Origin of the sequence: Holdemanella porci, from assembly GCF_019052655.1 — a bacterium.
Lineage (GTDB): Bacteria > Bacillota_I > Bacilli_A > Erysipelotrichales > Erysipelotrichaceae > Holdemanella > Holdemanella hominis.
This window is the reverse complement of record NZ_JAHQVB010000149.1, coordinates 1-851: the sequence shown is the minus strand read 5'-3', so window position 1 is coordinate 851 and position 851 is coordinate 1. Positions and strand designations below refer to the sequence as shown.

Genomic DNA, 851 nt, shown 5'->3' with positions numbered 1-851 from the left:
CCTGGACGTCTTGGTTTGATGACATAAGGAATCTTAATTCCATTCACTCTTTCAAAGGCATGTACTATATCTAATACACTATATCCTTTTCCTGTTCCCAAGTTACAAATATGTACACCTGGTGTATTGTACTTTTCAATCGCTAATACATGACCCTTTGCCAAGTCGACCACATGAATATAGTCACGAACACCCGTTCCATCTGGTGTATCATAATCATCTCCAAATACACCGAGTTCTGGAAGTTCTCCAGTAGCCACCTTCATAATATAAGGCATCAAGTTATTGGGGATTCCCTTTGGATTTTCACCAATCAAACCCGATTCATGCGCTCCAATGGGATTAAAATAACGAAGTAAAGTTACACTCATTTCTGGATTGGCGAATTGCACATCCGTTAAAATTCTTTCCATCATCGCTTTTGTTGAACCATATGGATTGGTTGTTTCACCAAGCTTGCAATTCTCTGTTAAAGGAACCACTTCAGGATCTCCATAAACAGTCGCACTTGAACTAAACACAATACTTGGAACATGATACTTTTTCATCATCTTGGCAACCACTAAAGTAGTCATCAAGTTGTTTGTATAATACTCAATTGGCTTTTGCACACTTTCACCAACTGCTTTAAATGCGCAACAATGAATCACCGCATCCAATTTATTCTCCTTAAATACAGATTCAGTCTTTTCCTCATCTAACACATTAAATTCATAGAATTTAACATGCTTTCCTGTAATTTTATAAATCGATTCCAACACATCTGGTTTTGAATTTGAGAAATCATCAATCACGACAACATCATGACCACTTTCTAATAATTCAACACAAATATGACTACCAATATATCC

Annotated in this window: 1 protein-coding gene; it reads right to left on the bottom strand. The window is 36.5% G+C overall.

Going from position 1 to position 851, the window contains the following annotated elements; genetic code table 11:
• Window positions 1-851, bottom strand: an 851-nt coding sequence (gene galE, locus KTQ83_RS11880) for a UDP-glucose 4-epimerase GalE (protein WP_217256953.1), incomplete at both ends; no start/stop codon positions are given.